Source organism: Mucilaginibacter gossypiicola, assembly GCF_900110105.1.
GTDB classification, from domain to species: Bacteria; Bacteroidota; Bacteroidia; order Sphingobacteriales; family Sphingobacteriaceae; genus Mucilaginibacter; species Mucilaginibacter gossypiicola.
Genome location: NZ_FOCL01000002.1, coordinates 555,174 through 576,735 on the forward strand (window position 1 = coordinate 555,174; position 21,562 = coordinate 576,735).

Sequence of the window (21,562 nt, forward strand, 5' to 3'; positions counted from 1 at the left end):
TACTGGTTAAAAAAATGCCCGATTAGGAAATAACCGGGCATTTTAAACTGCTTTTTAATCGTTTATTTTATATAATTTGCGGAATTGGCTCGGCAATCATTTCATTGCCTGCCGAATCGTAGTAGATACAAAGCATTTTTTGTGTGTCAATCACCCACTTTTCAACTCCTGCGGCAGCGGCCTCTTTGCAAAAAGTGAAAAAATCTGTTAAGCCTTGTTGGTGTATCGTAATAGTATGTTGTAATTGTGCCGGTGATGCGTTTTCGGCAATCTGTATCTGCGGGTATTTTGGATCGCTCTTCACTTTATGCCCATTATCGCCGTAGTAGATGACCCTGCCGTTGTCCACCCAAAACTCATATCTCAATAAACCAAGCTGCTTTATTTCGTTGACATATTTGGGAAAATCGGCCCCGGTCTTTACTTTGCCATGCGCTTCCTTCAGTTGTTGTTCTGTAAACATAATCTTGCTTTTTTATACAAGCAAAATTACCGGCGAAGCCAGGCCTGGTATTGTAAAAAATCGTTTATTTATCCTAACCACCCTGCTGTTCATCAATGTATTGCTGAGGCGTAATACCGGTATGGGATTTAAATTCTTTGATCAAATGCGCCTGGTCATAATAGCCAGCGGCGTAAACTGCCTTTTGCCAGCCATCGGTCTTCAACAATTGCAATGTGTTTTGAGCCCTTACAATAAGCGCAAACTTTTTAGGTGATGCCCCCACCACTTTTCTGAAACGTTTTTCGAGCGGACTTTGACTGGTATTAAGGTTGCGGGCCAAATCGGCAATCTGTATCGCCCCTTGATGTTGATAAATCCCTGCGATAGCAGCATTGACCAGCTTATCGTTATCCCGCTCAATCAGATGCCTGATAAGCAATTGCTCAACAATGGCAACGCGGCTGGCATCGTCAACAGCCATTGACAGCAGTTCTTCTGTTTCCCGAACAATATCCCGGTTAAAAAAATGATCTAACGAAAGGCTTTCGTCAAAAAGCTCATTTACCGGTTGCCTTAAAAAGTGCGAGGCACCGGTTTCATTAAAAACAACCAGCACCGTACCCACATTGGCCGTGTTGCTGAATGTACGATAGCCATCCATCAAGCCGGTTATTCCTGCTGTTGCAAGCTTTGTCTCAGTTCCGTTTTTAAAATAGGTTAGCCTGCCTGTATACTGAAAACCCATTACCAGCGAAGTGCCCGGCAACACTTTATAGGTTTGGGCGTCGCTATTTTCGGATACAACAAAGTGCTTAACATAAGGCGCAAGCCTTTGGCATGGCAAATAACTTTGAAATTTCATCCTTACCTATAAATATTACTTAAAGGTAAGGATTTACCTGCAGCGTTATAATAAAGCCACAAAATCGCGCATAGCCTGTCCCGGATCAGGTTGTTTCATGAAAGTTTCGCCAATAAGGAAACCATTAAAACCTTCCAACTTAAGATGGCGGATGGTTTCAGGATCGCTGATCGCGCTTTCTGAGATCTTCATAAACTCTGCCGGGATGTGTTTGGCCAGTTTGTATGAGGTTTCTACAGATACAGTAAAATCGGCCAGGTTGCGGTTATTTACACCTATAGCATCCAGGTTAGGGTTGATGCTGCGCTCAAGTTCTTCAAGATTATGAACCTCAAGCAACACGTTTAGGCCTAAACTTTTGGCAAGTTTGGCCAGGGTGTCAATTTCGGCCGGGGTAAGTATGGCAGCTATGAGCAGGATGATGTCGGCACCTAATGATTTGGCTTCTATCACCTGGTATTCATCTATCATAAAATCTTTGCGCAATACGGGGATGCTGTTTACTGAGCGTGCTTTCACCAGGTCGGCCTTGCGACCCATGAAAAAATTACGGTCGGTTAAAACGGAAAGTGCCGAAGCTCCGGCGGCAGCATAATCGGTAGTAACGGCACTAACCCTTACTTTGTCATTAATAATGCCCTTTGATGGCGACTTACGTTTAAACTCGGCTATAATGCCGGTGCGCGACGGATCAAGCAGAAACTCTTTAAATGAATAAGTATCGCGGTGAAAATGTTCCGACTCTTCAAGTACGGTATACGATGTACGTTTTTTAGCCGAAGCAACTTCTCTTTTTTTATTGGCAACTATTTTATCAAGTATGGTCATTGGATCAAAGTACTAATATTTATGTCATTGCGAGGTACGAAGCAATCTCGTAGCTATGTCTGTACAGCCGACTTGCATATTTGCTTTTCATGCTATGAGATTGCCACGCTATCGCTCGCAATGACATATTATAGATTTATTTCTTTAATAATCAAAGGAAGCAAAGTTATCATTATTCCTTAAAACTAAGCCTTTAGCCAGTTTTGCATCATTTCTTTACCATAATCGGTTAGGATAGACTCAGGATGAAACTGTACTCCCCTTACATCATATTGCTTATGTTTAAGTGCCATGATGGAGTTATCAGCCTCATCAATAGCAGTAACCTGTAATGAATCGGGCAGATCACTTCCGCTTACTACCCATGAGTGGTAACGGCCAACTTTAAAACTTTCGGGTAGTCCAACAAAAAGCTCCTCTTCGCCATCGGTAACTTTTATAGGCGTTGCTATACCATGCATCGGCTGATTGAGGTTGTACAAACTGCCGCCAAACGCTTCGGCAATGGCCTGCTGACCAAGGCACACACCAAATATGCTCTTAGTAGGCGCGTACTTTTCTATCACATCCAGCAACAAACCAGCTTCTGAAGGAATACCCGGCCCCGGCGAAAGGATGATCTTGTCAAAAGCCTCCACATCCTCAATGGCAAACTGATCATTCCTCCAAACTTCGCACTCCAGACCAAGTTCATTAACCAAATGCACCAGGTTATAGGTAAAGGAATCATAATTATCTATAATCAGAATCCCCCCCCGCCCCTTAAAGGGGGTGCTTTCCGGGATATTTGTATTTTCTTTCATTTTATTTTATATATCTTAAAATATTTGCCAAAATTATTATTCACCATTGTTCCCCCCTTCAGGGGGATAGGGGTTACAACTCCTCCGCCAGCTCAAAGGCCCTTCTTAAAGCCGAGATCTTGGTATCAACCTCCCGCAATTCGCTTTCGGGTATCGAACCGGCTACTATACCCGCACCGGCCTGGTAATGCAGCGTATTGTTTTTGCTTAAAAACGAACGGATCATAATGGCATGGTTAAAGTCGCCATTGAAACCGAGGAAGCCTATCGCACCGCTGTAAAAGCTGCGTTTAATATTTTCATTTTCGTCGATAATCTCCATAGCGCGGTATTTTGGTGCGCCGCTAAGGGTACCGGCCGGGTAAGTATCGGCCACAACTTTAAATGCTGATACGCCCGGCTTCAATTTGCCGCTTACATGCGATACCAGGTGGATAAGGTGCGAGTAATACTGAACCTCTTTAAAGGCCTTAACAGTTACATTTTCGCAATGGCGGCTCAGGTCGTTACGGGCCAGGTCAACTAACATCACATGTTCTGCCGATTCTTTGGGGTCATTTTCCAGATTACGGGCAATCTCTGCGTCCTTCTCATCATCGCCGCTGCGTTTAAAGGTACCGGCTATCGGGAAAATATTGGCGACGTTGTTTTTTATGGTGATCTGCGCCTCGGGCGATGAGCCGAAGATCCTGAAATCGCCAAAGTCAAAATAAAACAAATAAGGCGATGGGTTGATAGAACGCAGGGCACGGTAAACGTTAAATTCATCACCCAGGAAGGTGCGCGAAAATGCTCTTGAGGGCACTATCTGGAAAACATCACCACGGTAAATATGCTGCTTCATTTTCTCCACTATAGCAATGAACTCATCACCGGTAAGGTTTGATTTTTCATCGCCATTGCTTTTAAAGCTGTATTCGGGAAAGTTTTTGTTTTTGATGAGATATTCCAGCTTTTCGATACCGCCATTGGTTGGTGCTCCTTCGGGCTGGTTATGGAAGATGTAAAGCTCATTCTTAAAGTGGTCGATAGCGATGATGTATCGGTAGATGTGGTACTGCATTACCGGTATTTTACGGTCTGTATTATCGCTTTGCTTTAGTTTGATGGTTTCATAATGCTCAACGGCCTCGTGGGTAAAATAGCCGAACAATCCGTTGGTGATCATTTTCAGCGGCAGCGAGTCGGTTTCAAAACTACCGATGAAACTGTTGATCTGCTCTATCAGATCGAACGAGCCGGGCTCATGTGTTTCATGGCTGCCATCCGGGTATTGCTTTTTCAGTACGCCGTTGTTCAGTACAATCCCACTCAGCGGCTCGCAGCAAATGTAGCTGGTGCTATTCTCGCGGCTATGATAATCGGAGCTTTCCAGCAGCAGCGAGTTGGGAAATACATCGCGCAGGCGAAGGTAAATGCTAACCGGTGTCGTAGTATCGGCCAGCAGCTTTTTATAAGTAGTAGTAATTTTAAATGTGCTCATGTTTATTTTTCAAATATCTTAAAACAAAAAAACCCGGCGAATTGGGGTCGCCGGGTTTCCTATTTAGGTTCACAATTGATTAGGTTGTCTCTGATCAAAAAGCGCAAGCCGGCTGCCAATTTAATTGGTGCCACCAGCTGTTTTTATGTGTGTTTTTAATCATCGCGGTCACAAATTTATAAAGAAATTTGAATTGTCAAATTTTTTGTGAAATTATTTATTTGCTAAATCCTATTAGCTACGTAGAATTACTGTGGAATAAGCATTATACCCACTGCAATAAGCACAATCCCTATCAAATAAAAGATGGCGATAGCTTTATGCTTAGCTTCGGGCAGTGCTGCTTTTTTTGATTTGCTATGACCGATAGTGATCAGCGCGATGGCAATGATCATCATAACCCAATGCTCAACCGTCCAATAACGGGTGATAGGATTTTTCATGGTTTCTTTGCTGAACTGCACCATCGGGCTAATGAAAAATAAAATGATACCCAGCAAAAATTGGGTATGCACCGAGATCATAGCAAACAGATTCAGTTTGCGGTTCCCCTCGCCATAAGGTCTTTTACCCAGCCAACCCATAAACGCACGCACAAGGGCCAGCAATACCAGTACTATAACAATGTACCTGAAACCGGAATGGAATTCCTTAAAAAAGCTATAAAGTGTCATACATCAAAATTTTGCCGTGAATATACGCATATAGGTCATTGAAGTCATTAGGTCATTGTGTCATTTTTTTGTAGACAGAGAGGGCCCTTAATAAACAATGTCATTGCGAGGAGGAACGACGAAGCAATCTCTTAGCTATGCATATCAAACGCGCATTGGCTACGAGATTGCCAACGCTGCGCTCGCAATGACATGGTGTTAGTAATGAAGCCATAAAAAAAGCGATGAGCCTAAACCCATCGCTTTTCAAAATCCGAAATCGAAAATCCGATATCCGAAATTATATCAACAGCCTTACCGGCTCTTCTAATAATTGTTTTAATGTTTGCAGGAAGGCAGCAGCTGTAGCACCGTCAACCACTCGGTGGTCGGCACTCAGGGTTACCTTCATGATATTGCCAGGTACTACTGCACCATTTTTAACAACCGGAACCGCCTGGATACCGCTTACAGCAAGGATACAAGCGTTAGGTGTGTTAATGATAGCAGTAAACTCATCAACGCCAAACATACCAAGGTTTGAAATGGTGAAAGTTGAACCTTCCATTTCGTTTGGCTGCAGTTTTTTAGCTTTTGCTTTACCGGCAAACTCTTTCACTTCAACCGAAATGTGGCTTAATGATTTACCATCGGCAAATTTGATAACAGGTACCAATAAACCTTCGTCAACAGCAACGGCAACGCCAACGTGAACGTGTTCGTTAGTGCGGATCTTATCACCCAGGAATGAAGAGTTGATAGCCGGGTGTTGCCTTAAGGCTACAGCACAAGCTTTAACAACAAAATCATTAAATGAAATTTTAACCGGGGCAATCTCATTCATACGGGTACGGGCAACAATAGCCTGATCCATATCAATGGTCATGGTTACATAAAAATGCGGAGCAGTGAACAAGCTTTCGCTTAAGCGGCGGCTGATAGCTTTACGCATTTGGGTAACCGGTCTTTCGCTAAATTTCTCTTCGCCGGTAAAGGTTGGCAATACGATTGGTGCTTTTGCAGCAGGTGCAGATGCAGCAGCAGGTGCGCCCTCAGCAGCAGGAGCAGCAGCCGGTTTAGCAGATGGTGTATATTCTTCAATATCCTTTTTGATGATACGGCCACCTTCGGCACTACCTTTTACATCATTAAGGTTGATGCCTTTATCTTTAGCTATTTTACGTGCAAGCGGAGATGCTTTTACACGGCTATCATCAGATGATGCCTGCGCAGCAGGAGCAGCCTCAACAGTCTCGGTTTTAGTTTCAGCAGCAGGTGCAGCTTCAGCGGCAGGGGCCGAACCACCATCCTGTAATAAAGGAGTGATGTCGGTACCTTCTTTACCTACTATAGCGATAATGCCATTTACTTGTGCAGCTTCGCCTTCTTTAACACCTATATATAATAAGGTACCGGCTTCATAGCCCACAACTTCCATGGTAGCCTTATCGGTTGCCACATCAGCCAGTGAATCATCAGCTTTTACTTTATCGCCAACTTTAAAGTTCCATTTTTCGATGGTGCCTTCGGTCATGGTATCACTCAATAACGGCATGCGGATAACCGTAGCCGGAATGCTTGACAAATCAACCTTTGGAGCGGCTGGTGCCGGAGTAGCAGCAGGTGCCTTATCAGCAACAGGAGCAGGTTCTTCGGCCGGTTTAGCAGCAGCGCCGCTGCCAGCCTGGTCAAGTAAAGATTTGTAATCTTCGCCTTCTTTACCTAAAATGGCAATAACAGCATCAACCGGAGCAGCAGCACCTTCCTGTATACCGATATACAGCAATGTACCATCCTGGTACGATTCAAAATCCATGGTAGCTTTATCAGTTTCAATCTCGGCCAATACATCGCCAGATTTAACCTTATCGCCAACTTTTTTATGCCATTTAGCTAATACCCCTTCGGTCATGGTATCGCTCATCTTAGGCATTTTTACTACTTCGGCCATATACTATTTATATGTGTTTAATTTTTAGTAATTTTTTATTGTCCGAAAGTCTGGTGTCCGCAGTCCGAAAGTTTTTGATTAATGACTTTGGGCTTAACACTCCCGACTTAAAACTTAGTCCCTGATGTAAGGATAATCTTCCTGAACATATACATCGGTATACAATTCAGAAGCATCAGGCCATGGCGACTCTTCAGCAAATTGTACTGCTTCATCAACAATAGCTTTGATCTTAACATCCATTTCATCAAACCATGCTTCATCAGCATATTTTTCGGCAAGGATAGTTTGTTTAACGGCTTCAATAGGGTCTTTTGCTTTGTAGCTTTCCAACTCCTCTTTAGTACGATACTTTTGCGGATCGGACATAGAGTGACCTTTATAGCGGTAAGTACGCATTTCAAGGAAAGTTGGGCCTTCACCTGCACGTGCACGCTGAACAGCTTCGTCCATTGCTACGTGAACCGCAGCAGGATCCATGCCATCAACCGGCGACGAAGGGATACCATAAGGCAAACCTAATTTATAAATATCCGTTTGTGCGGTAGTACGCTCAACAGAAGTACCCATAGCGTAACCATTGTTTTCGCAAACAAAAATTACAGGTAACTTCCAAAGCGCTGCCATATTAAAGGTTTCGGTAAGTGCACCCTGACGTACAGCACCATCGCCCATATAAGCAATGTTTACAAACTCAGTACCTTTATATTTTTCGGCAAAAGCAATACCGGCACCAAGTGGTACCTGACCGCCCACAATACCGTGGCCACCATAAAAATTCTTTTCCTTATCAAACATGTGCATAGAACCACCTTTGCCTTTTGAGCATCCGGTAGCTTTACCATACATCTCGGCCATAATGGCTTTTGGAGTTACACCTTTAGCAAGCGCGTGAGCATGGTCGCGATATGCGGTGATCAAGCTGTCTTCAGGTTTAATTACAGACATAGCTCCGGCTAAAACAGCCTCCTGCCCAATATACAGATGGCAAAAGCCTCTGATTTTTTGTTGTCCGTATAACTGTCCTGTTTTTTCTTCGAACCTGCGCATCAATAGCATCTGTTCGTACCACATCAGGTAGGTGTCCTTGTTTATTTCGATTGAACTCATGTATTAAACAACCTTTTTGGAGTAAAGCGCAAATCTAATTATATCCTGCAAAATATCGAAACCTCAAGCAAATTGTTGCAAAATTTTATTTGGTGGCCTTAAAGCGTGCCTGTCACCGCTAAACCAGGGTTTTACAGGTTTGGCACAGCTAATCCGGCTAAAATAAAACTTAAAAAAACACACCTATGGGCAATAAATTATCGTTTTACGAAGTTTTAGATGATGTGTTTTTATCTAAATGCTCAAAAAAGCACTTAAATAATTACAACCAAATTACATTGGTTATCGTACAAGAGCCTGTTTATTAAAAGGATGTGCAATAAAAAGCACTTTTTTATATTTTTTGAAAAATAAGGAGCATTTATTTGCAATTTTAAAAAATATAAATAGTTTTGTAGAGCACGATAGACATAGTGTCTGATTTAATAAACAATTTGTTGCCCTAACTCAACAAACAAACTGATTAAATGAAGAAATTTGCCCTGGCTATTGCCTTACTTTTCAGCGTCGTAGCTTCACAAGCTCAAACAAAAAGTGCCCCGAGCACCAGTGATGACAACAAAGACGACCAGGAAAGTTTAGGTAAAGCATACTTTTCCCAAATTATGGGAGTTGCTTTATCTGCTACCTCAAACATGAAACTCTTTCACTTTGTATATGATTGGATTGGTACCCCTTACCACTTTGGCGGAAGCTCAAGAAGAGGTATCGACTGTTCGGCCTTTACAAAAGAATTATACAGCGAAGTTTTTAACCTTGATATCAAACGTAACTCACGTGATATTTTCAGCATGGTTAACCCTGTTGCTAAAGATGAGTTGAAAGAAGGCGATTTGGTTTTCTTTAAGATCCATAGTCGCAGCATTTCGCACGTAGGCATTTACTTAGGCAATAATAAATTTGCTCACGCCTCATCAAGAGGTGTAGCTATCAGCAGTCTTGACGATGCTTACTACAGCCGTTTCTTTTATAAAGGCGGCAGGCTGTTAGCTTCATTTAAGGACGAATTTAAAGGTTCGGCATCCACGGGTAACAACGATATGGGCGACGACGTAGACGAAAGCAAGAACTAAACGATTTTGAAATAAATAAACTAATTTAGTCCCCTCATCCTCAATGAGGGGATTTTTTTTATAATGAAATTTCATTTATTGCTTACAGCAGCCTGCCTGGCGCTGTTTTTACAGGCGTGTAACCACCCGCCCAGTAAAAAACAAGTGCTGGCCCCTGCTCCCAAACCTAAACCCGACACAGCAACAACAGCCACCGCCGCTGTTCAGCGTGATTCATCCATATCCATAGCCGCCGTTGGCGATATGATGCTCGGAACATCCTATCCCAATAATTACACCCTGCCCCCCGATAGCGCGAAAAACAGTTTTAATGTTATTGCCGGTGAATTGAGAAATGCCGATGTAACTTTCGGAAATCTTGAAGGCAGTCTGCTTGATGGCGGTAGTCCGGCTCATTATAAGTTGCACCAGCGAAGTAAAGCCTATTTGTTCAGGATGCCTACTGCCTATGCCGGCGTTTTTAAAGATGCCGGTTTTAATGTGCTTAGCCTGGCCAATAACCACATCGGTGATTTTGGTGATACCGGGCGCATGAGCACCACACGTGTGCTTGATAGCATAGGGATTAATTATGGTGGATTGCTTAGCCACCCTTCTACGGTATTTGAACGCAATGGCATCAAATATGGCTTTTGCGCCTTTGCCCCCAATGCCAATACTTTACCAATACTTGATCTTAAAAATGCTACCCGCATTATCAGCGAATTGAAACAGCGCTGTGATATCGTCATCGTATCTTTTCATGGCGGCGGCGAAGGCGTGGATTATGAACACGTGCCTTTTGCTATGGAATCCTTTATCAGCGAAAAAAGGGGCGATGTGCACGCCTTTGCCCATAATGCTATTGATGCCGGTGCAGATATCATATTGGGGAACGGCCCGCATGTAAACAGGGCAATGGAGGTTTATAAGAACCGTTTGATCGCTTACAGCCTGGGTAACTTTTGCACTTATAAAAGTGTGAGTGTAGCCGGTGTTTGCGGCCTTGCCCCCTTGCTAAAAGTAAAGCTGAACAAAAAGGGGGAGTTTTTGAATGGCCGCATTATATCCCTGAGGCAGGCCCATGACAAAGGCCTTGAGCTTGATTCGCTTAACCGGGCAGCCATCCGGATCAGGGAACTCACAGAAGCCGACTTTCCCGGTGCCGGCTTACTGATATCCGACGCGGGGGAGATCAGCCTTAATCCCGTTATTCAGAGCGAGAGCCTGTAGAAAAGTGGGGCGAGAATTGAACGCCGCATAGACTCACCCCGACATCACCTTAGCTGTTACTTAATGAAAAAAGCGAGGGCTTGTGCGATTCCCATCTTTAGAGGGGCGGAGGGGTGTGTTTCTGCTTTGATAAGCTTGCAGCAGAAACACACCCCCTGCTGTCGCTCGTGCCTCCGCGCCTCCTCTCAGGAGGTTTTTTTACCCTCTTTGCGGCGCAGCCGGAGAGAGGGTGGTCCAGCGTAGCGCAGACCGGGTGAATAAGCTATGCGATTTGCAAAGCATGCTAACCTATTTAAGCCGCTTCATCTTTAGTATTCCGCACCAGGCTTATACCCGTTGAAAAGAAGATCAGCGAAATAATGCCTATTACTACCATGGTGGTTACTTGCGCACTATGATTAATGATAGCTATACCGGTATAAATGAGGCCAACGATACCAAGCACGCTCAGTATCGTTCCGAAAGTTCGTTTTAAGTTCATGACAGGTGTGCTGTTTTTTATGAGCATTTTTTAAAAAACAAATAACACACCAATAATTAATACTACTTTTATTTTAAACATAATAAACCAAACCATGCCCGAATCATTTGGATCACTGATAACAATCGTCATTTTCGTTGTTATTCTTATTACCATTTTCACTTCGTTTGTGTCTGTAAAACAGGGCACAATAGTAGTAATAACCGTGTTTGGCAAATACCGCCGTATCCTTACACCGGGATTAAATTTCAAGATCCCGTTTATCGAAAACATCTATTCTAAGATCTCTATTCAAAACCGCTCTGTGGAGCTGGAGTTCCAGGCAGTAACTTACGATCAGGCCAATGTTTACTTCAAAGCCATGCTGCTGTACTCGGTACTGGATCAGCAGGAAGAAACCATCAAAAACGTAGCTTTTAAATTTGTTGATGAACGTAACCTGATGCAGGCGCTCATCCGTACAGTTGAAGGCTCGATCCGCGCTTTTGTGGCAACCAAACGCCAGAGCGAGGTACTGATATTACGCCGTGATATCGTTGAACACGTAAAAGAACAGCTGGATGTGATACTGGAAGGTTGGGGTTACCACCTCCAGGATCTGCAATTGAACGATATCACTTTTGATGATGTGATCATGAAATCAATGAGCCAGGTAGTGGCATCCAATAACTTAAAAGCTGCCGCCGAAAATGAAGGGCAGGCTCTGCTCATTACCAAAACCAAAGCTGCCGAAGCAGAAGGTAACGCCATTAAAATTTCTGCACAAGCCGAACGCGAAGCGGCACAATTACGCGGACAGGGTATAGCGTTGTTCCGCGAGGAAGTTGCCCGAGGTATGACCGTTGCCGCCAAAGAAATGGCCGAAGCAAACATGGATACCTCGGTGATATTATTCACCATGTGGACAGAATCCATCAAACACTTCTCCGAAAACTCAAAAGGGAATGTTATTTTCCTTGATGGCTCAACCGATCAGATGCAACATACGTTAAAAGAAATGATGGCCTTAAACCTTTTACATACCGACAACGTCAAAAAGTAAAAGTTTAAAACCGCCATTTTTTTAAATGAAAAGAAATATAGTGAATGGGATAGGCCTTACGGCCATGTGTTTTTTAGGGATGGTCACGTCGGCTTCGGCGCAATCATTTCATCAGCTTACCGCCAATGATTTTTGGGGAACGCCGCGGGCTAATGCCGGCGGCGTTGTAGCTTATACCAATTGCACCATCGATTACCGCTACCAGGCCCGGCGCGAGGGCGGAGGCTACCGGCTTAACTTCAACATCAGGCTTATCCTAAACAATAACAAATCGTGGCTTAACAGAAGTCAGGTTAGTACCCCACAACAAATGGCCGAGATATTAAAGCATGAACAGGGGCACTACACTATAGCCTTTTTAGAGCAGCAGGAATTATTGCGAATAGTGGGCCGCACCCGCTTCAGCAACAATTATAACTACGAGGCCATGGCTATCTTTAACCGCATTGATGCCAAATACAAGCAGCTCAATGCCGATTATGATGAAGATACAGTCCACATGACAGACCGCAAGCAACAGCACAGCTGGGATCTGTATTTTCAACAAAAGCTTAAGTTTTTGCCGGAGGATACGGAGAGTTAGTTTATTAAATCCCCTCTTGAGAGGGGGCGCGAAGGAAAGAGCGGTGGCAGGGGTGTGTTTCTGCAAGCGATAATAAAAGCAGAGACACACCCCTCCGCCCCCTAATCTTGCGCTCGTTTGCAACGAGCGCTTAATATGGTTGGGCGATTGTATCGCCCGTGCGTTATAAACGCAAACCCAGTTACGCACTCGTTAAAAACGAGCGCGAGTTAAGGCGGCGGATTTAGGGTTAACACTGTTTTTAATTCAATTAACTGATTGTAAATAATATAGATAAAAAAAACGATCGGATTTCTGTTAACCCCTGCTGTAGTCTCTATTGTCAAAACCTTACACTGCGCCTACCTCAACACTTTGCAGCAAGCCTGCAACGCGCCTATATTTGCTTTTATCGGCATGACTGAGCAATCACCCAATATTCATCGTAAAATTATCCATATTGATATGGATGCATTTTACGCGTCGGTTGAGCAGCGGGATTTTCCCGAATACAAGGGCAAACCTTTGGTGGTTGGTGGTTTGCCCGAAGGGCGGGGAGGTGTAGTCGCTACTGCCAGTTATGAGGCCAGGAAGTTTGGCATCCGTTCGGCAATGTCATCGAAAAAGGCCTTGCAGCTTTGTCCGCATGCTTTGTTTGTACGGCCCAGGTTTAATGTATACCGGGAGGTATCCCAGCATATCCGGGAAATTTTCAGCCGATATACCGACCTCATAGAACCGCTCTCACTTGATGAAGCTTTCCTTGATGTAACTAACGACAAGCAAGGTATCGGCTCGGCCATTGATATAGCCAAGCTCATTAAACAAGCCATTAAAGATGAATTGCAGCTCACTGCATCGGCGGGGGTATCTATCAATAAATTTGTAGCTAAAATAGCATCTGATATCAACAAACCCGATGGCCTTAAATTTATTGGTCCATCGAGCATCGAAAACTTTATGGAGCAACTGCCTGTCGAAAAGTTTTTTGGCGTGGGCAAGGTGACCGCTCAAAAAATGAAACAAATGGGCCTGCACACCGGTGCCGATTTGAAAAAGCTTGAAGAAAGTGAACTTACCCGGCACTTTGGCAAAGTGGGCAAATTTTACTACCAGATAGTGCGCGGTATAGATAACCGCGAAGTACAACCTCACCGGGAAACCAAATCCCTGGGTGCTGAAGATACTTTTGCTTACGATTTGACTACGCTGGAAGAGATGGAGGCTGAACTTGATAAAATAGCAGTCACCGTACACAATCGCTTGCTTAAATATGAGTTGAAAGGTCGCACCATTACCCTCAAGGTAAAATACCACGATTTTAAACAGATCACCAGAAACCAATCGTTCCAAAGCCCCGTAAACGACTTGGAAACGATCAGCAATACGGCCAAACAACTCATGGCTGCAACGGGTGTTGACGATGTAAAAGTGCGGTTGCTCGGTATTTCGCTTTCGAATTTCGGCGAGATAGCAATTAAACAACGGGATGATAAAGAGCTTGGGCCGGGGGATCAGTTGGAACTGGAGTTATAAGTCATTTCCCCGGGCCGTGTCCCCACGGCCCTTAAATTTATGTCATTGCGAGGAGGAACGACGAAGCAATCGCATACTATACAGGGCGGATTTGCTTCCGTGCGATTGCCGCGCTACGCTCGCAATGACATTTCTATCATTAATTCACCATCCGCCCCGCAATATCTACCGAGCGGGCAAAAGGATTGAAAAACCTGTTGGCTAATATGGCAAATTCCCGGCGGGTTACGGGGCGTTTCAGATCAAAAGGAGATGCAAACTTATATTGCTCTTTCCAAGCCTTCTGCATAGCGATTTCCAGTGTGTGCGGATCAGTTAAAGTGGTTTCGCTGATAAATGACAATAGATTGCCTACGGTGAATACCGGGCCAGGTTTTTCTTTATTGAACCACAAAAAACCGCGGGTATAAATTTCTTCCAGGGTCGGTTTTATTTCGGACGTTGCTACTAATGAATCAGGCTGAAACAACAAACGCGTGACATTGCCCTCTGTTTTATGCACTCCTTTTAATAATCCGGAAGCACCTATTTGCTGCATCGCCCTGAAATATGGGTCGGTTGGTTTAACGTCTGTAAAAGGCATGATCCAGGCTTTAAAATCGAGCAGTTCACCCTGAATGATCCGCACATTTAAGTTTTGGGTAGTAGTTTTAAAAAAAGCGCAGAAAGCTGCGGTTGCCCCGGCACCCTGCCCAATAGCCATTTGTACTGATGGGTACATGGTGCTGGCATTTACCAGGTGCGTTACCGACATGGCTTTTTCCGTTACCAGTAAATTATCCAGGTCTTTAAGCACAATGGCACCCAGCGGCACACCATAGGCAGGGAAAGGTGGATAATTAATTTTCGGAGCGTTTGCATCCGTATAGTGCTGGCCCGGAGAGGCATCGCCAACGGCAATCGCTGTACGGTAAAGCTTTGATTCCCGGTCGTACGGCTTGTATACATCATCCAGCATCATCCTCACCAATCCTTTTGTCGCGCGACCGGCCTCGCGCAGGTAGGGAATATATGGCAGGTGGTCGGGCGTAGTAAAACCGTCGTCCAAACCCAGGTTTTTGTAGCCCAGTTCGGTTTGCAAATAGTATATCAAACCCAAAGTATGCAAACGGGCTTTGGCATAAAAAGCTTCGCGGTTTTCGGGTTTTAAATTATCTGCGGTAACGGGGAACTGGTTTCCGCATTCGGCCCATTTAATCATGTATTTATCGTTGGGCAACCTGCCATCGTTAAGCATCTGCTTAATATTCTTCCCTTTAAGGCAGGCGTACGCCGTTGCATCATATCCTTCGGGCCTGGGAATAGTTTTGTCGGCCAAGGCGCCAAAGTCTTTCAAGATTGCTATCCAGGTAAGGTCTTGTAATTGCGACGATTCATTATCAGGTGCCAGGGCCTCGGCAGTTTGTTTTTTGCTGTCAAAGCCATAAACAAAAGTTTCGCCTGCTTTGGCTGCTACATCGCCGGTTTCGGTAGCGTCGATAACTACTTTGGCTTTTATAGTAGCTGTTTTTCCATCAAGGGAAACGCTTACATCCCAGCCGATGCCATCTTTTTTAATCCCTGTAAATGGTGTGTTTAATTTTACGGTGAGATTTTTTACCGTATCGGTTATTTTTTTGAGGATGGCAGCACCTGTATAGGGCTCAAACCTTAATGTAGCATTGTAAGCCGTATCATACCCGGGTGTTTTGCTATAAAAATCCCGTACCCTGCGCCGGAATTCGCCCCAGATGCCTGATGGTAAATTGCGGTTGCCGTCAATAATGCACATCCCGCCCGATATCATACTGCCGCCCAGCCAGGGACCCTGTTCAATCAGCATGGTTTTTAGTTTACTGCGTGCGCCCTGTATGGCTGCCGCTGTTCCGCTTGCGCCTCCGCCTATTACTAAAATGTCGGTTTTAATGGTTTGTGCGAAGGAGAGCGTACAGTTAAAAACAAAAAGTACGGCCAGTAACTTTTTTATCATCAGTTAAATTAACAATCTACAGAACGCTAAAATAGGTCAAAAGCTTGTGGTAGTATAAAATAATACCTAATTTAAATTTTTTTAACAGTTATGATGACAGACGAACAATTGCGATACCCAATCGGGAGATTTTCTCCACCGGCTTCATACACTACCGAAGATATGCGTGGCTGGATAGAAGATATCGCCACCCTCCCCGGGAAGTTGAGACATGCTATTACCGGTCTTAATTACCAGGAATTGGATACCCCATACCGCCCCGGCGGCTGGACATTACGCCAGGTGATCCACCATTTGGCCGATAGTCATATGAACTCCATCACCCGTTTTAAGCTTGCCCTTACCGAAAATAATCCAACCATAAAGCCATATGAGGAGGCCGATTGGGCACTGCTGCCAGATTACCGCCTGCCGGTTGAGCCGTCATTAAAAATGCTCGAAGGCATCCATCAGCACTTCGTGTCCCTGTTTGAAAGCTTTACCGAAAACGAGTGGGCGCGCACATTTGTACACCCCGCATCGGGCGAAACCATATCGCTGAAAAAAGGCCTTGCTACGTATGCCTGGCATAGTAATCACCATTTGGCGCATGTGACGGAGACGGTAAAGAGGATGGTGAAGGTAAGCTGAAAGCCGAAGGCTTAAAGCAAAAAGCGTTTGAACGATGTGGGCATTTTAATTGTCCTTTAGTAACCCATGTCATTGCGAGGAGCGAAACGGGATGAGCCCGAGGTGCGACGTGGCAATCGCATGCTATACAGGGCGAATATGCTTCCGTGCGATTGCTTCGTCGTTCCTCCTCGCAATGACATATTTTGTGTAACTAAGTTTTTCTATGCCCAACCTCCTTTTCATTTGCAGTAAAAACCAGTGGCGAAGCCCAACGGCCGAGGCTTTATTCAGGAACCATCCTGTGCACAAAGCTTCATCGGCAGGTACAAGTGATAAGGCGCGGATAAGGGTAAATCAAAAAATGATTGATCGTGCCGATGTTATCTTTGTTATGGAACAGAAGCATAAGGAGATACTGAAACAACGCTTCAGCATAAATGGCAAGCAGCTCATTGTGCTTGATATTGAAGATAACTACCAGTTCAATGATCCTGAACTGATAGCTATTTTAAGAAATGAGTTAAGCGAATATCTTTAAGCAGGACAGCAACTCGCTTTTTACCGCTCAAACGTAAGCAACGAGTGCAGACCTGCCGTATGAAGGTCCCGCCATACCTGGTTGATCTCCGTATCGGGGTTAGCTGCCGATAATCCACAATAAGTATAAAGTTTATCCACGCTTTCTCTTGACACTTTGGCCAGTTTACGGCTCATCAAACTCACTTCCTGCAAGCCATTTTCGCCGTCCAGTTCAAAGCTATTCCAGCTGTTATCTACAGTCTCATAAAATGCTGCGCGGGTTTTATTAAGTAGCGTAGTTTGTTCGGCCAGTAATTGTTTGATGTATTCTTTTTGAGGTTCGGTTAAGCGCGGATTCTTCATTCGCTCATCAAAAGCAGGCCCACACAGATCAAGAAAATGAACCGCCAGACCCGAAAGATTGGCCGCCAGTGTTGCTTCGGCCAATTGTAAAAACGGATAACGGTATAAAGGTTCATTCACAACCGTGTATTCGGGGTCTATCTTAAAGCACCGGTTTTTATCGACGTACAAATCTTTTACCTCGTAGGCATCGCTGCCGGTAGCCATCATCCCCACGTATTTCCAGGCTGGAAAAACCCGTACATCTTTCCCGTCGAAAACAAAAGGTAAAACCAGCGGCTCGCCATCATCATTTACAACCGTTTCATCACCGTTTTTAATGATGCAATTTGCGGTGATGTGGGTTGCATGATGCGCCCCGCTGGCATATTTCCAGGTACCGTTAATAATGTAGCCATCGCCGCTGATGGTAGCCGTACCTGTTGATGCACCGCTGCCTGCCAGGCACAATCGAGGATCGGTCATGATCTCTGTTGCCAAAGCGGCATCCAGAAAACCACCAAACCAGCCTGCGCCGCTGCATAGGGTAACAACCCAGCCCAAACTACCATTTGCCCAGGCCAGGCTTTCTTCCAACCGTACCATTTGTGGTAAAGCCAATTGCAAGCCCGAATAAACCTGCGGCACTAAAAATTTAAACCAACCCTGCTCATAAATAAGCGCCAGCTGAACAGGTTGTAATTTACCCTCCTGCTCAGCTGCCGGGGCTGCTTTACGGATGATATCAACCCATTCGGGTTTTAAGTTCTGTGATGGATGCATTGTAAATTCCTGTTTTAAGTAGATAGCCTAACCGCTAATCTCCAACCACTAATCTCTCTTGTTCTACCTGTTTCTTCCACTCAAAATATCCCCATATTGCTATAACGAACAGAAAAATGGTGAGCATGGCAAACATGGGCAGTTTTTTGTAAAACAGCAGCGGCACAGCAAAAAAGTTGGAAATGTTCAGAAAAATCCAATTCTCCATTTTACGGCGGGCCAATAGCCACATGCCTGCCCAGGCGGTTGACGATACCAGTGCATCCCAGCCCGGCACGTTGGATGGGGTGAAATATTTGGCAGGCAGGTTTTTGATCATGTAATAAAACACTACCCAACCAATAACGCTTATCGCCAAACTAATGATCCACTCATTTTTGGTGGAATAGGTGATTTTTACCGGGGGCTCGTTTCGTTTTTTTATCCAGTAAACCCACCCGTAAACACTCATGATTATATAGTACCCGTTCAATACCGATTCGGCATACAGGTGCACGTCCAATAACAGGTATATCGATATGGCTGTGCCTAAGATCCCGGCCGGGTACAACCATATATTATTTACACGGGCCAGTAATACTTCAGTAACACCCAGCGCAACGGCAAGCCATTGCGGCCAGGTGGTTTCCTTTATTTGTTCAATGAATAAGTCTACCCAATGATTCATACTGCATGATTAAAAGCCTAAACTTAGCGAAGCCATAAAGTTTCGCGGTGCCTGCGGGAAGTAATAGTTATAGTTAATTACGTGCCCGCCCTCAATATCCGGATAGGTAGCGCCGTTGTTCTCATATTTCTCGCTAAAGATATTATTAACCTGCAGGCCAACAGTTATGTTTTTAACCGAGCGAACACTGAAGCTGTACCTCAACCTTACATCATTCACAAAAAAGCTGTTTAGCTGGCGGTTGGCAGCATAAGGATTTTCAGCGTTATCAGGAGCAATACCAAAACCTTCGGGATTACGGTTCATGGTATTGTCCAGGTACTGTTTGCCAACATATTTGCTAATGAAGGCAATCTCCCCGCCTTTGATCGGGCTGTAACTGATCACGCTTGAACCCGTAAGCGATGGCGAATAGGCAATATCTGTTTTGGCAAAAGTTTCTTCAACAAGGGCCCCGTTGTCGTAATTTGAGAAAAACTGCTGATAGTTTTTGATCTTATTGGTGCTTAACGTAGCGGTAACGCCCCAGTTTAACTGGCTGGTGATTTTCACTTTTCCGCTAAACTCCAAACCTGCGCGATAGCTGTCCTTTACATTGGTACGTACCGGGCTGCCTACATCATTCAGCGAACCGGTTAATACCAATTGATTTTTATACAACATATAAAAACCGTTTAACTCTCCGCTGAAAACAGACGAGCCAAAACGATAGCCGGCTTCAAAATCTTTCAGGTTCTCGGCCTTCGGGCGGTTTTGCGGAGGCGAGTCAACATAATCATCACGATTAGGTTCGTGGTTGCCTACCGCAAAGGAAGCATACACATTGCTATGCTCGTTAAACTGATAGGTTACGCCTGCTTTAGGATTAAAGAAATTTAACTGCGCGGTTTGCTGGGCATTATTAAGGTTTTTGTCGATACCGTAAAACGAATAATTAATATGGCGGTATTGCATATCGGCATACAGTAAAAATTTGTCTACATGCCATTCGGCCCGACCAAAAATATTAAAGTCCTTCTTTTTGGCATCATCCCGATAGTATTGATAGTTAGGTCCAACACCTATGCTTTCTTCGGCAGAAATAATATTACCGTAATGCGCGCCTTTATATTCATTATAGGCGCCGCCAAGGTTAAAGTTCAATTTGGTAGTGGGCTGATATTTTAAGGCATAAGTAACACCATAAAAATCGTTATTAAGCCATTGCCGACGTACGAGGTTGGTGGTTTTAATGGTATCAGTGCCATAAATAACCGGCGTTAAACCGTAATTGCTTACGTCGTCGTCTTTTTTATATTCCTCGTAATAACCTTCGCCATGAGTATAGTGCAGTGCACCGCTAAATGAAAGTTTATCCGAAAACTTTTTATCGTACAATAACTGATAGTGGTTTTGCAGATAATCGTCAACCTCGTCTTTATAAAACGCATTGTTCCCCATGTATCCCAGCTCATTGTACGTGCGGTTATCGGGGCGGGTATTGTCGCCAATCACATAGTCGGCCACGCCGTTCCAGGCCTGGTAGGTGCGCTCATGGCCCGAGAACACGTTTAATCTTAAAGTACTGTTATCACCATAATAAGCGCCGCTCACAAAAAATGATTTTAACCGGGCCGAAGCACGGGCGATATACCCATCGGACCTGATACGAGACAAACGGCCATCAATGCTAAACCTGCCGCCAAGTAAGCCTGTACCCATACTTACTGTATTTTTTACCGAACCATATGAACCTGCCGAATTATCAAGCTGGGCATAAGCGGTGTCCCGGCGGGTTGCAGTTTGCACGTTAATACTACCACCAAAAGCACCCGCACCATTGGTTGAAGTACCTACACCGCGCTGAATTTGCAGGTTATTGATGGAAGAAGCAAAATCGGGCAGATCGACAAAGAATGCACCCTGGCTTTCAGCATCATTTAATGGGATGCCGTTAACCGTCACGTTAATCCGCGACGCGTCTGAACCCCGGATGCGGATACCTGTATAGCCAATACCTGTACCGGCATCAGAACTAACCACAACTGACGGTGTTTGATTTAACAAATAAGGCAGGTCCTGGCCAAAATTGTTCTTCTCCAGGTCTTTTTTACTCAGGTTGGTAAAGGCAGTCGGCGCGTTTTTACCTGCACGGGTTGCAATTACGGTTACTTCATCAGTAGTAAAAGTTCCCGATCCTAAAGTAAAATTGAGTGCTGTGTTTGCGTTGAGTGTACTGTTTTTTACCAGAGGCTGATAACCGATATAACTGGCTTTAAGCGTATAATTACCTCTCTTGAGGTCGTTGAAACTATATTTACCGGCAGCATCAGTAACCGTGCTAAGCTTGGGGTTTAAAATAGTAACAGTTGCGCCGGGCAGTGCTTCGCCGGATTGATTGGTCACTTTCCCTGTAATGGAAAGCTGGGCAGATGCCATAACAGGCAGCAGCAGGGCCATAACGGCCACAAATAAATTTTTCAAAATGCGTTAAACAAAAAATCTGAGTTAAACCATCTGCAAGCCAGGGAGAAACAGCAGTACACTTAACTTATTTACCTTTATCCCTACGCCGGCATTACCCGGATCAGGTGTGGGGGGAAGTCTTGAGTGGGAAGTCTTAAGCCGAAAGCCGTGATTGACTTTGAAC

At 44.5% G+C, this 21,562-nt stretch carries 20 protein-coding genes; 7 read left to right on the forward strand and 13 right to left on the reverse strand.

Going from position 1 to position 21,562, the window contains the following annotated elements; translation table 11 throughout:
- Positions 1–67 precede the first annotated feature (67 nt).
- The 8 genes from BMX50_RS07630 to pdhA form a co-directional block, all read right to left on the reverse strand.
- Entirely contained in the window at positions 68–463 is a 396-nt protein-coding gene (locus BMX50_RS07630; protein ID WP_091209794.1) for a DUF1398 domain-containing protein, read from the reverse strand.
- A gap of 73 nt (positions 464–536) precedes the next feature.
- Entirely contained in the window at positions 537–1,307 is a 771-nt protein-coding gene (locus tag BMX50_RS07635; RefSeq protein ID WP_091209796.1) for an AraC family transcriptional regulator, read from the reverse strand.
- A 45-nt stretch (positions 1,308–1,352) separates the two neighbouring features.
- A complete protein-coding gene (gene trpC, locus BMX50_RS07640) occupies positions 1,353–2,135 on the reverse strand; it encodes an indole-3-glycerol phosphate synthase TrpC (protein ID WP_091209798.1) in 783 nt (260 codons plus the stop codon).
- Positions 2,136–2,320: 185 nt separating this feature from the next.
- On the reverse strand, positions 2,321–2,938 hold the full coding sequence (locus BMX50_RS07645; protein ID WP_091209800.1) for an anthranilate synthase component II: 618 nt from the start codon (positions 2,936–2,938) through the stop codon (positions 2,321–2,323).
- A 73-nt stretch (positions 2,939–3,011) separates the two neighbouring features.
- On the reverse strand, positions 3,012–4,421 hold the full coding sequence (locus BMX50_RS07650) for an anthranilate synthase component I family protein (RefSeq protein ID WP_091209802.1): 1,410 nt from the start codon (positions 4,419–4,421) through the stop codon (positions 3,012–3,014).
- A gap of 248 nt (positions 4,422–4,669) precedes the next feature.
- A complete protein-coding gene (locus tag BMX50_RS07655; protein WP_091209804.1) occupies positions 4,670–5,095 on the reverse strand; it encodes a cytochrome B in 426 nt (141 codons plus the stop codon).
- Between the two features lie 280 nt (positions 5,096–5,375).
- A complete protein-coding gene (locus BMX50_RS07660; protein ID WP_091209806.1) occupies positions 5,376–7,025 on the reverse strand; it encodes a dihydrolipoamide acetyltransferase family protein in 1,650 nt (549 codons plus the stop codon).
- 114 nt (positions 7,026–7,139) lie between these two features.
- Positions 7,140–8,135, reverse strand: coding sequence for a pyruvate dehydrogenase (acetyl-transferring) E1 component subunit alpha (pdhA, locus tag BMX50_RS07665; protein WP_091209808.1), 996 nt, complete (start codon positions 8,133–8,135; stop codon positions 7,140–7,142).
- 467 nt (positions 8,136–8,602) lie between these two features.
- Between pdhA and BMX50_RS07670 the strand changes: the two genes are divergently transcribed.
- Together BMX50_RS07670 and BMX50_RS07675 are read left to right on the forward strand one after the other, a co-directional pair.
- Entirely contained in the window at positions 8,603–9,208 is a 606-nt protein-coding gene (locus tag BMX50_RS07670) for a C40 family peptidase (protein ID WP_091209810.1), read from the forward strand.
- Between the two features lie 63 nt (positions 9,209–9,271).
- Positions 9,272–10,420, forward strand: coding sequence for a CapA family protein (locus BMX50_RS07675; RefSeq protein WP_091209812.1), 1,149 nt, complete (start codon positions 9,272–9,274; stop codon positions 10,418–10,420).
- Positions 10,421–10,712: 292 nt separating this feature from the next.
- Here BMX50_RS07675 and BMX50_RS07680 read toward each other — a convergent pair whose 3' ends face one another.
- A complete protein-coding gene (locus BMX50_RS07680) occupies positions 10,713–10,901 on the reverse strand; it encodes a hypothetical protein (protein ID WP_091210348.1) in 189 nt (62 codons plus the stop codon).
- A gap of 94 nt (positions 10,902–10,995) precedes the next feature.
- Between BMX50_RS07680 and BMX50_RS07685 the strand changes: the two genes are divergently transcribed.
- The 3 genes from BMX50_RS07685 to dinB all read left to right on the forward strand — a co-directional run bounded on the left by BMX50_RS07685 (position 10,996) and on the right by dinB (position 14,041).
- Positions 10,996–11,943, forward strand: a complete 948-nt coding sequence (locus tag BMX50_RS07685) for an SPFH domain-containing protein (RefSeq protein ID WP_091209814.1) — start codon at positions 10,996–10,998, stop codon at positions 11,941–11,943.
- 25 nt (positions 11,944–11,968) lie between these two features.
- Positions 11,969–12,526, forward strand: coding sequence for a DUF922 domain-containing protein (locus tag BMX50_RS07690; RefSeq protein ID WP_091209816.1), 558 nt, complete (start codon positions 11,969–11,971; stop codon positions 12,524–12,526).
- 396 nt (positions 12,527–12,922) lie between these two features.
- Positions 12,923–14,041, forward strand: a complete 1,119-nt coding sequence (gene dinB / locus BMX50_RS07695; RefSeq protein WP_091209818.1) for a DNA polymerase IV — start codon at positions 12,923–12,925, stop codon at positions 14,039–14,041.
- A 139-nt stretch (positions 14,042–14,180) separates the two neighbouring features.
- Here the strand turns inward: dinB and BMX50_RS07700 are convergent, their stop codons facing one another.
- Complete coding sequence (locus BMX50_RS07700) at positions 14,181–16,010, reverse strand: FAD-dependent oxidoreductase (protein WP_091209820.1); 1,830 nt, start codon at positions 16,008–16,010, stop codon at positions 14,181–14,183.
- Positions 16,011–16,100: 90 nt separating this feature from the next.
- Between BMX50_RS07700 and BMX50_RS07705 the strand changes: the two genes are divergently transcribed.
- Both BMX50_RS07705 and BMX50_RS07710 read left to right on the forward strand, forming a co-directional pair.
- The gene (locus tag BMX50_RS07705) at positions 16,101–16,640 is read left to right on the forward strand and encodes a YfiT family bacillithiol transferase (protein ID WP_091209822.1); all 540 of its coding nucleotides are present in this window, start codon (positions 16,101–16,103) and stop codon (positions 16,638–16,640) included.
- Positions 16,641–16,845: 205 nt separating this feature from the next.
- Positions 16,846–17,160, forward strand: coding sequence for a low molecular weight protein tyrosine phosphatase family protein (locus tag BMX50_RS07710; RefSeq protein ID WP_091209828.1), 315 nt, complete (start codon positions 16,846–16,848; stop codon positions 17,158–17,160).
- A gap of 20 nt (positions 17,161–17,180) precedes the next feature.
- Here BMX50_RS07710 and BMX50_RS07715 read toward each other — a convergent pair whose 3' ends face one another.
- The 3 genes from BMX50_RS07715 to BMX50_RS07725 are packed head-to-tail and all read right to left on the reverse strand — an operon-like array spanning position 17,181 to position 21,396.
- Positions 17,181–18,266 (reverse strand): acyl-CoA dehydrogenase family protein, encoded by a 1,086-nt coding sequence (locus tag BMX50_RS07715; protein WP_091209830.1) that lies wholly within the window; start codon positions 18,264–18,266, stop codon positions 17,181–17,183.
- Between the two features lie 34 nt (positions 18,267–18,300).
- Positions 18,301–18,933 carry a nicotinamide riboside transporter PnuC gene (gene pnuC / locus BMX50_RS07720; RefSeq protein ID WP_091209832.1) on the reverse strand — a complete coding sequence of 211 codons (633 nt, stop codon included), beginning with the start codon at positions 18,931–18,933 and terminating at the stop codon, positions 18,301–18,303.
- A 9-nt stretch (positions 18,934–18,942) separates the two neighbouring features.
- Positions 18,943–21,396 carry a TonB-dependent receptor gene (locus BMX50_RS07725; protein ID WP_317040870.1) on the reverse strand — a complete coding sequence of 818 codons (2,454 nt, stop codon included), beginning with the start codon at positions 21,394–21,396 and terminating at the stop codon, positions 18,943–18,945.
- Positions 21,397–21,562: the final 166 nt, after the last annotated feature.